The sequence below is a fragment of the Paenibacillus sp. FSL K6-1122 genome, from assembly GCF_037977015.1.
Taxonomy (GTDB): Bacteria; Bacillota; Bacilli; order Paenibacillales; family Paenibacillaceae; genus Paenibacillus; species Paenibacillus amylolyticus.
Map to the genome: position 1 here is coordinate 6417578 of NZ_CP150272.1, position 10502 is coordinate 6428079.

General features: G+C 42.6%; 13 protein-coding genes. All 13 read right to left on the bottom strand.

All coding sequences use genetic code 11. The annotated features are described in order from the left end of the window. Positions 1-60: 60 nt before the first annotated feature. Complete coding sequence (locus NSQ20_RS28665; RefSeq protein WP_282320109.1) at positions 61-402, bottom strand: flagellar protein FliT; 342 nt, start codon at positions 400-402, stop codon at positions 61-63. Further along, positions 395-805, bottom strand: coding sequence for a flagellar export chaperone FliS (gene fliS / locus NSQ20_RS28670; RefSeq protein WP_074096610.1), 411 nt, complete (start codon positions 803-805; stop codon positions 395-397). Before fliS ends, NSQ20_RS28665 begins: the two co-directional genes overlap by 8 nt. A 17-nt stretch (positions 806-822) precedes the next feature. Then, positions 823-2703: a flagellar filament capping protein FliD gene (gene fliD, locus NSQ20_RS28675; protein ID WP_340031276.1), complete on the bottom strand. Its 1881-nt coding sequence runs from the start codon at positions 2701-2703 to the stop codon at positions 823-825. A gap of 17 nt (positions 2704-2720) precedes the next feature. Further along, a complete protein-coding gene (locus NSQ20_RS28680) occupies positions 2721-3107 on the bottom strand; it encodes a flagellar protein FlaG (RefSeq protein ID WP_076319198.1) in 387 nt (128 codons plus the stop codon). A gap of 135 nt (positions 3108-3242) precedes the next feature. Continuing rightward, positions 3243-5024: a flagellin gene (locus tag NSQ20_RS28685; RefSeq protein ID WP_340031277.1), complete on the bottom strand. Its 1782-nt coding sequence runs from the start codon at positions 5022-5024 to the stop codon at positions 3243-3245. 103 nt (positions 5025-5127) lie between these two features. Beyond that, positions 5128-5373, bottom strand: a complete 246-nt coding sequence (gene csrA / locus NSQ20_RS28690) for a carbon storage regulator CsrA (RefSeq protein WP_074096614.1) — start codon at positions 5371-5373, stop codon at positions 5128-5130. A gap of 1 nt (position 5374) precedes the next feature. After that, the gene (locus NSQ20_RS28695; RefSeq protein ID WP_340031278.1) at positions 5375-5854 is read right to left on the bottom strand and encodes a flagellar assembly protein FliW; all 480 of its coding nucleotides are present in this window, start codon (positions 5852-5854) and stop codon (positions 5375-5377) included. A 53-nt stretch (positions 5855-5907) separates the two neighbouring features. Next, on the bottom strand, positions 5908-6477 hold the full coding sequence (locus NSQ20_RS28700) for a DUF6470 family protein (protein ID WP_143781096.1): 570 nt from the start codon (positions 6475-6477) through the stop codon (positions 5908-5910). Positions 6478-6493: 16 nt separating this feature from the next. After that, positions 6494-7414, bottom strand: coding sequence for a flagellar hook-associated protein FlgL (gene flgL, locus NSQ20_RS28705; RefSeq protein ID WP_340031279.1), 921 nt, complete (start codon positions 7412-7414; stop codon positions 6494-6496). A gap of 24 nt (positions 7415-7438) precedes the next feature. Continuing rightward, the gene (gene flgK, locus NSQ20_RS28710) at positions 7439-8977 is read right to left on the bottom strand and encodes a flagellar hook-associated protein FlgK (RefSeq protein ID WP_340031281.1); all 1539 of its coding nucleotides are present in this window, start codon (positions 8975-8977) and stop codon (positions 7439-7441) included. Positions 8978-8998: 21 nt separating this feature from the next. Then, entirely contained in the window at positions 8999-9502 is a 504-nt protein-coding gene (locus NSQ20_RS28715; protein WP_340031282.1) for a flagellar protein FlgN, read from the bottom strand. Between the two features lie 11 nt (positions 9503-9513). Next, complete coding sequence (gene flgM / locus NSQ20_RS28720; RefSeq protein ID WP_047840678.1) at positions 9514-9798, bottom strand: flagellar biosynthesis anti-sigma factor FlgM; 285 nt, start codon at positions 9796-9798, stop codon at positions 9514-9516. Positions 9799-9972: 174 nt separating this feature from the next. Next, on the bottom strand, positions 9973-10380 hold the full coding sequence (locus tag NSQ20_RS28725; RefSeq protein ID WP_074092501.1) for a TIGR03826 family flagellar region protein: 408 nt from the start codon (positions 10378-10380) through the stop codon (positions 9973-9975). Between the last annotated feature and the right edge of the window lie 122 nt (positions 10381-10502).

Sequence of the window (10502 nt, forward strand, 5' to 3'; positions counted from 1 at the left end):
AACCTGTATACATCGCTTGACTAATTAAGCCAAGCAATGCATACAGGTTTAGTAAAATAATCATTTCTTTTTGTCCATTAAAAAACTATCTGGTGTATAACCTGACTCATAAGCATTTCGCTGTGTTTTGGCTTGTCCTCGTTTATGCAACCAGTCCTGAGCTTCTAATCGCAGAACATTCATACGTGCTACAATTTCGTTGTCGTTGCCCAAGAGCTGTTCGATCTCTATCTTCTCGGTTACACTTGCGGGCTGGAGAGAAAACTGCTCCACAAGTCCATTAACAATCACTTGGCGCTCTTCAACAAAAGCTTCGAGTTGCTCATACTCAGCTTCATATAACACGTCCATGATATTACTTGTCAGTTGCTGTAACTGAGTCAGATATGACGATTTATCCATGAGCACTTTCAGTAGTGACAGGTGGCGCTTCCTGACCTGCAGCAATCTTAGAAGCTTGTAACCACGTTTCACGAAGATCCGTTAAATATCCTACTGCTTCTTCAGCTTTGGTCACATCTTTGCGAATGTTTGCCTCCACAAGAAGATAATTCGTGTATTCATATAATGAATGCAGACTCTTGGAAATATCATAAGAACGGTCCAAGGTGCTCATCAATTCACTAATGATGGTCTGAGCTTTCCCCAAATTCAGACTTGTCTTCTCATTATCCTTCTGGGTCAACCCATCAATAGCTGTCTTAACAAAACGAATTGCTCCATCATACAACATAATGACCAATTGCGCCGGATTTGAAGTCTGAACTGAGGATTGACGGTATTTATCATAAGGAGATGTAATCAAAAGTCTCACCCTTTATATTAAGATTGTCCTAAACTGGAAAAGAGACTGGACGACTGTGTTTGCATCTTGTTCATTGCCGCTTCCATCGCAGCAAATTGTTTATAGTATCTATCTTCTGTTCGTTGCAAGTTGGTTTGCATCATCAGAATTCGATTATTATAATCCTTCATTTTACGCCCCATGATGTTTTCATCACGGAATGCGCTGGTTACATCGGTTGTATATCTGTTGGTACCGGCACGTTGGTAGACTTTCTCAATCGCATTGGAGACCTTATCTGCCAATTTGTCGAACAAGCCTTCTTTAGGAGCGTTGGTTGGACCCTGGAATAGATCCAATGCAAGCTGTGGATTAGCACTAATCATCCCTTTAAGCTTTGTCTCATCCAATATAACTAACTTACCATTCTCTGAATAGTTACCCGTTGTAATACCCAAAGCACTTAATGGACCGAGTTTATCCGTGATCACTTGACGCATTTCGGACAATACTGTTTTAATGATATCGTCATTTTTTAGCAAACCACTTTTTGCCTTTTCGGTCCAAGTGTTGATCTCAGTTTCCTTCAATTCTTTCTTCTGTTCATCTGTCAGAGGTTTAAAGTCACGATATTTCGTCTCTTCAACCTTTGAATTCAGAGATTTAATAAGGCTGTTGTAATCTTCAATAAAGCTCTTGATGGATTCCAGCGCTTTATCTGGGTCACTTTGATTCTTGATAATGGTCGGAGTATCCACTCCATTCTTCGTCGTTACATCCATTAAGGTAATCTGTATACCATTAAGAGTGAATGTATTGCTCTTGATGTCTTTTAGAGGTTCATTGTTCACACTTACTATCGCATCTTGGCCTGCTGTAGACGTAAGTTGACCCGCAACATCCCCATAAGAGTTGATCCCTTTAAACAAATTCATAAATTCATAGGAGCCACCGCTCATCTTCAGTTGCTCACCGGACTGAGCAGCGATGGTTAATTTCCCGTCAGCAAAACTCGCGGTAGCTTTCGCATCACCGGAATTTATTTTGTCTACTACATCGGAAATTTTATCACTTTCATTGAAACTAAAAGTCTTTCCGTTCAAAACAAAACTATACGTTTTTGCAGGTGCACCTGGCTCTGGATCTTTACCACCACTCAGTTTGTATAGGTCAGCCAGTGTTTTATCACCGGTAACCCCTGAGCCTGCTCCATTGGTTTCGATTACCGTTTTTTTCGAGAAGAGGGCCAACACCGAGTTACCACCAGTAGGTGTTTCCACAGTCACCTTACTATCCAGCCCTCCTGTTTTGGAGGATATTGACAATTTACCTGTTATTTCATCATAAGTTGCAACTGCATTTGCCTGAGCATTGGAGTTAATGGTCGACACCAGTGTAGAGATTGAAGTCAACCCATTAAATAAAGATTTCCCGTCTTTATCAGTGAAACTTACACCATTAATTTTAATATCAAAACCTTTTTGGAGATAATTCGCCATATCTGCTGAACCCATCTTGGATAAGTCTACACCTTCCAAAGCAGCTAATGACGTAGAACTGCTTACTCCTTGTCCAAGACCAGACGTGGACTCCGTTGCACTTTTAGCCAGTTGAGTGACGCTTACCTTCATTTCAACTCCACTAGCGGTTGCTGACGCTTCAGCTTTGACCGCATCAGTGTTTCCCGTGACTGTTGCTTTGTTAGCGTTCAACGCAGTGGAATTCCCATATTTTGTAATTAACTTATTCGTTCCGAAATCATATAGTTTACTACTCAATTCACGATAGCTCTCCCGCTGCCATTGTAACAGTTGCTTTTCCTGATTGAGTTTGTCCAAAGGGACTCGCTTCGTTGCCATCATGCTTTTGACCATACTCTCAATATCCATGCCAGAAAATCCATTAACACGTGTAACCATTTCGCCACCTCCGTAATCTATATTTTCTCGTCAATCAAGATGCCGGCAATTTCCATCATCTTAGCAACTAAATCCAACGTTTTTTCTGGTGGAATCTCACGGAGCAATTCCCCTGTTTCTTTATTTAACACTTTGACCATAATATCATGTGTCTTCTCATGAATACTGATATCTAGTGTTGTTTCCGGACCTTGCAAGGCTTTCACCGCTCTATCAATGTTACGGATCAGCAGTTCTTCCCCTACAGATAAGTGCACACCCTGTCTTTCTTTAGCATAAGCTTCCTTCGCTGTCCTGATGTTTGCTGTGTCGGTTATTGCTTGAGAAGCGTCAACTGGGTGCTGCACCTCAGTCGCAGGTTTTGTTACAGATGAGGCAGCAGATAAGGAAAATTGAATATTCACCCTTGAATGACCTCCAACTTTTTCGCATTTATAATATATATCGGCGTATACGCGCCCCAGCTTTAGGTAATATGTAAAATCTAATAAAAAAACCTTGGATCAAAGATCCAAGGTTTAGTGTAGAGCTTGTTAAAATTAACGAAGCAATTGCAGAACGCCTTGCGGCTGTTGGTTCGCTTGCGCCAACATAGCTTGAGCTGCTTGAGCCAAGATGTTGTTTTTCGTTTGTTGCATCATTTCTTTCGCCATATCAACGTCACGGATACGGGATTCAGCAGCTGTCAGGTTCTCAGAAGCTGTTCCCAAGTTGTTGATTGTGTGCTCCAGACGGTTTTGTGTAGCACCCAGTTTAGAACGTTCGCTGGATACAGATGCAGTTGCTTTATCCAGAACTGCGATTGCTGCAGCTGCGCCTTCTTTAGTGGAGATGTTCAAAGCCGCTTCGCCTTTAACATCGTTTGTTCCATCTGTTACAGTGTTGTCTTTAGTGAAGCCAGCATCGCCAGCTTTACCAGTGATACCCAGAGCTTTGGAACGCATGTCATTAATGGACAAACTCATGGATTGACCAGTGTTAGCACCGATTTGGAAGGAAGTTTCAAAAGCTTTTTGAACTCCACCATCTTTGTACTCAATATTGTTACCTTCAACCCCACCCTTAGTAGCTGTGATCACTAAGTTATTGGCATTGTTAGTAAGTGTAACACCTTCAATTTTACTACCAACAGCATCTGCAATTGCCTTCGTCAAAGCATCAGCTTTATTAGTGTAAGTGGCATTTTCCAATGCTGTATCAATAGCTACACCAATTCCTGAGCCTTTGTATGCACCTTCACTAGCCTTATAAAACTCAACTTGTTGATTACCAATTGTAAACCCAGTTCCTACTAACTTCTGAAGGTTAGCATTAGTTGTAGCTGCATCTGTATTCTCTAATGAGCTAAAGTCAAGAGATTTAGATGCACTAACTGAAGTTGTTGTACCAACAGCTGCTGTTCCAGTTGTACCAAATGCTATTGTTCCTGTTTTTGCAGCTGCAGCTATATTTCCATCTGCACCATCAAATTTGCCGCCAGTTACTGCGGTAATAACTACGTCAGCACCTGCACCCGATACTGTATATTGACCTTTAAGTTGGTCATTCTCATTAATCATTGATGTCAAAGCTTCACGTAAAGATGCACCATTTGCAGCCGCATCAGCTGTAGCAGCACGAGCTACTTTTGCAGAATTAGAAGTAACATCATAGGCCTTGCCATCATTTGCAGCAGCACCGTTACTGCCAGTCGTTGTGAAGCCAACAGTTAAATCTTGGCCGTTCAAAGTGAACTTCAACGTATCCCCGTCAGCTGCAGCAGTACCAATAGTTGTAGTTTGTGCAACTGCAACTTTATTGGTTGCTCCACTTGCTAGTTTTCCATCAGCAAAAACTTTAGCTCCATCGAGGTTTGCTTTTCCGTCACCTTGCAACAATTTTTGAGTATTGAACTCAGTTGTGTTACCGATACGGTTGATTTCGGAAGTCAGAGCGTTCATTTCGTCTTGCAATGCTTGACGGTCGGAATCAGTGTTCGTTCCGTTAGCAGATTGGTTAGCAATCTCGCGTTGACGTTGCAGGATGGAGTGAGTTTCGTTCAAAGCACCCTCAGCTGTTTGGATCAAAGAGATACCATCTTGAGCGTTACGGGAAGCTTGGTCCAAACCACGGATTTGACCGCGCATTTTTTCGGAAATTGCCAAACCAGCAGCATCGTCACCAGCACGGTTGATGCGAAGACCGGAAGACAATTTTTCGATGTTTTTATTAGTGTTACCTGTGTTAATAGACAATTGGCGGTGAGTGTTCAACGCCGGTACGTTATGGTTGATAATCATTAGAGTATTTCCTCCCTGAAAATAAATTAGTTCCACATCCATGTGGTAAACGCCGCGACATTAAGGTCGGCCGCCCTGCCGAAGCAGCGTCTAAATTATATATCGACGGAAGGTGAGCAACTGTTTATAGCAAATTGGAATATTTTTAATCTTTTTTATTTTCTGTTTTTCTTAAACGCTCCATAAACGCTTCAATATTGGCTGCGAGAGGGGTAGCAGACTCCCTATTCGCTTCCTGAATGGATGCGTAGATCTCCTGCCGAAAGATATCAATATGCTTAGGAGCAGAAATACCGATTCGTACGGTATCCCCTTCTACAGCAAGCACAGTGACTTCAATATGATCTTGAATCACAATCGATTCGCCTTTTTTTCGTGAGAGTACCAGCATGTTAGACTCCACCCTTCACTGAGTTTGCTTCATCTTCGGCCCAGATGAGATGACGTGTCTCATAACTGGAATGATGGAGTACAACTTGTTTCCCTAGACGTTTTGCTGGATTAAGTACAACTGGAGCCAACAAGTTCATGGTAGATTTATTTGTGTCCGAATAAGTAGTCACCATAGAGAAAACAGATACCTGTTCTTCAATTCCTAATTCTTCCTTATCTACTTCACCCAATTCAAAACTATAATCAGGTACAAACATAAATGGACTAACCAGCAAGAAAGATATGCCTGGTTCACGCACAGACTGTAAATAACTGAACGGGGTATCTTCCCATGGAATTAACGCGTACTCCGTCTCTTCTTCAAATCCGGGTAACCCTTTAGGAAATTGATACAGATCTTCCTCTTTGACCTCTAGTTCTCCCCACATGCTTGTATGAATATGAATGGTAAACGCCTCCTTGGCGAAGAATTTATACAAAAAGAGCCATAGATGGCTGCATATCGAGACCGTCTATAGCTCTACATTATAACTTACAACCCGATATCTATGTCAGGTGGAGTATATTGAACTGACGCATACTGTTTCACATAAATATCAAGCTTGCCCCGTTGATATTCAATCTCGGGTTTGTTAACAATAACGTTCATTTCAGAAACGGCGGGTTGAAAGTTAATATCCGGTGGTCTTGTATCAACACGTGTCTCAACATTATCAAATGAAGCCGGAGTGCGCGTTTCAGGGAATGGCTGTGATTTCCAGTCCATGCCCACTATATTGGCAATTGTATTACCTGACTTATGGATCGCTGCCAATTGATTCCCCTGTTGAACGCGTTCAGCCATGTTTTGAAGAAATTGTTGCTGTATTCCAGAATATATTCGTGCGTTCATATCGATCATATTCCCGCCATTGTAAGCAGAGAAAGCCTTACTTTGATCTACACGAAGAATGATAGGATGACTCTCTACCGTTAGCTTGGCAGGTCTGGTGTTTAGCTGCACTTCTGCCTTAGGCTGACGAATAGAGTACTGACCAGGGTCAGCATCCATATTGAGAATGGATGGCGTTGTTCGAATCTGGACAACCGGAAGAGTCTTCACGGGTTAAGCCCTCCTTTTATCTCAGGAAGTCTACCAGAGAGGGAGAGATAATTTTAGCACCCGCAGATAAGGAAGCATTGTAGATATTTTCCTGTATTTTGGATTGCATCGCCAATTCAGCATAATCTGCATCCTCGACTTTGGCTTGCAGATCTGTCAGATTGATATTAAGGTCATCGAGACGCCCCATCATCAGATCAACACGGTTGGTTTTTGCCCCTAGCTCCGAACGAATTGCTAGCATCTTGTTCATTCGGGCATCTATATTATCCAGTTGTTTGGATAACGCCTCGGTATCCCCTTCTGTTAGAGCCTTCATAATGTTATTAACCGTTACGAATAGATTATCCTCTTCCGTTCCAGTACCAAATACCTCATTGCCATTCACATTGATGGGTAACTGTACACTCTCACCAACAATAAAGTTAATTTTACCCTTGTCCGTTACAATAGATGCAGCATTCGAAGTATCAAAGGACCCATCTGGATTGGTAGGAAACTCATAAGGTTTTACGTCATAGGTTTCACCGTTGAAGATATACTTGCCGTTCAGTTTACTATTAGATACATCAATTAGTTGTTCATTCAACTGTTTTACTTCCTCGTTAATGCTGTCTAGTGCAGATTGAGGATTAGTGCCTGTCGATCCCTGAACTACCAGTTCACGTAGGCGTTGAACAACGTTCCCAGCTTGATTCATAACGGTATCATTGAATTCCAACCAAGAAATAGCACTGTCTACGTTTTTCTGATACTGCTCATTGGAGGATAGCTCTGCACGATAACGAAGGGAGTACGTTATTCCTACCGGATCATCTGAAGGTTTGTTAATCTTCCGACCTGTAGCTAATTGGGTCTGGGTGTTATTCATCTGTTGTGCGTTCCGGTTCAGGTTCAATAGTAGCTGTGAACTGAGCATATTATTTGTTATTCTCATGGTCTGTTATGTCACTCCCTTCTATTATCTGCCTACTGTCCCAGTAGAGTTAATTAATTTATCAAGTAATTCATCATAAGTGGTCATAAATCGAGCGGATGCGTTATAGGCATGCTGAAACTTGATCATATTGGACATCTCTTCATCCAATGATACTCCGCTCACGGATTGGCGACGTGTCTCCACCTGCTCCACCAGAAATTCCGAGTTGGATGTCTGACGTGCGGCTTCCTGAGATTGCACCCCTAGCTGTCCAACAATGGCACTAAACTGTGCGCCAATAGCTGCATTACGCATGCCGTCAGCAGACTTCATTGGTGTATCTTTCAGATTGGCGAGCAAAATGGCAAGTGTATTATTACCTTTGATTACAGTCTCTGTGCCGGACGCATCTGTAGTACGCAAAGAAGTAGCAATTTTATTCGGATCAGCCAAAATTTCTGCGTTCAATGAGATATTGCCAGCTGTAATTGCTGTTCCACCATCTGTTGCTGTGAAGAAAGGTAGACCTGGGGTGGTTGTACCATCCATCGTATACCCCAGCTGATGCAGACCATTGAGTCCCTTTACGGTTACCTTCGTGTCTGTTGCTAACGCCCCCCCTGCAAGTCCTAAGGCATTCGTAGCAGGGATAACCGATCCTGCTGGAAGTATGATTTCAATATCACCATTTGCAAGCGTGTTAGCAAGTTCATCCATCTGCTTCTTATAATCACTTACCAACGTGTCTCTCGACTTAATCATGCCATGAACCTCACCATTAGTGAGTGTTCCCGCTGTATATGCTGTATTCAGAAAAGCAGGATCGACCGCCACTTGTACAGCCCCGCCTGTAACGAGTGCCTGTCCATTCATCTGAACCTGGTATCCTTGCGGAGAATCTGTAACGGTAACGTTCATTATTTTGGACAGCTTGTCCGTCATCAGATCACGTTGGTCGCGCAAATCGTTGGCATTGTCGCCAAGAGACTCGACTTTTACAATGGCACTATTGAGATTCGCAATGTTACCCAGGTAACCCTGGATCTCATTGCTTTTCACAGCGATGTTACTATCCAAATCCTGACTAAGCGCATCCAATTGGCGGCTAATCTGATTCATCGCATCCGTAAGAGCCAGTGTTGTTTCCTTGACAATACGACGTGCTGTAACGTCCTCAGGGTTTTTACTCAGATCGGACCATGATTTGTAGAAGTTATCCATAACCGTCCGAAATCCGGTGTTGGAAGGCTCGTTCACAATAGCTTCAAGTTTCTCAAGCGTGTCTCGTTGAATGGACCAACTCCCGAAGTTGGTGTTTTCATTACGATATTGGTCATCCAGAAATTTCTCGCGCACACGGGTAATAGAGTCGAACTCTACCCCTGTACCGAGCTGTCCTGGTGTAGTGCTGTGCAGAAATGCAAACGGCTCCATTGGAATGGATGCCTGCATGTTTACCTTTTGGCGTGAGTACCCTTCCGTGTTGGCATTGGCTACGTTATGACCTGTTGTGCTAAGAGCTGTCGTCTGTGTGAACAAACTGCGTTTAGCCGTTTCGATTGAATGAAATGTAGATGTCACTCTGGTTTCCCCCTAATTTAATCAGGCACGCGTGTCAAACAGACCGATTCGCCCTGGATTACCGTTCTTATCAGCAGGATGCTGATATGTGGCATCCTGTTCTGGCCGAGAAGCAAAGATGTCCATTGATAGATCAATAAACATCAACGATTGCTCGATCAGCTTTTGATTCAGTTGATTGATTTCTTTTAATTCATGCAGTGTTCCCGCCAGCTTCTTCTGGACTTCAAGCAATCGCAGTTTGTCAGCCGGATCAAAAATCAGCTTCGAGATCTCCGTAATGTTCAGGTTCAGCATGGACTTGATACCACGCTCCTGAAGCAATTCGTGAACTGCGCTCTGCCGTTCAATCTCCAATGGCTCCTGTTGTTTCATGAAACGGGATTCTTTGTTCAGAACGGCAATGAGTTCATCCACATCGTTTTTGACAATGACCTGTCTCTTGACCTCGCTGAGTGCCAGCATATCGCGGTGATTTTGTTCCATTTGCTGCAAAACTGCAATTAATCTGTCCAGTGCTGCCATTACGTGATCACCTATTCCTTATCAAAAGACTTAAAATACGGCAGCAGCTTGTCAGCAAGCTTGCTACTATCTACCTGATACGTTCCCGAACTCACCTGTTCCTTCAGTTCCTGTATCCGTTGTATGCGTCCTGCATCCTGTGTACGACTTTGTTCTTCAAGCATCTTCATCGCCTCCGGAGAAATGGATACTTCGTCCTTACGGCGGCTCTTCTTGGCATCAGCCTGCTGATTGGATTCAACGTTCCTTTGATATGAATTGATGGCGCCAATTCTACTCGGTTCATTGATTTTCATTTAACTTGCACTTCCTTCCAAATAGGGTTTTTAACGACGATATACGTTTTTCTTACTTTATCTTTATGTTATCAAAATGATTAGGAAAATAAAAAAAACCGATAATCTTTAATAAGTTTATCGGTACGTTTCAAAACATTTGTTATAGCAAGATCTGTATTTAAGACCTCGTTCCTATGAATCGCGTAGTTTGTCGACAGCATTGTAGGTTCGTCCGCCTACATTGTTGTTATCCTTCTGACCTACATCGCGAGCTGCACTAGCCAAGTCTTTCGTCAAACGATTACGACAAGAGTCACACATATGACCTTCACGAATCAATGTTCCGCATACTTCACAAGGATACATCATATTCGGGGCATTTTCGATGGAAATCCGTCCCTCACGGATGAACTTGGTAATGGTTTTGATCGAAACTTCTGTTGCATCAGATAGTTCCTGTATATTAGTGCCTTTATTTTCGCGCAAATAATCTACACAGATCTGATATTCCTGTTCCATTTCCTTAATACAGTTCGAGCATACATCTCGAAAATTCAACGCATATAATTTACCACAGCGAGGACAATTACCTAGATTCATCGCTAAAACGCCCCTCTCAAACTTCCATTTCCGAATAGATAATAACTATAGATTACCTTATTTTCTCTGATGAAGCCATAGTCTATTTGCAAAACAAAAAAGGGGGACAGGATGCACATATA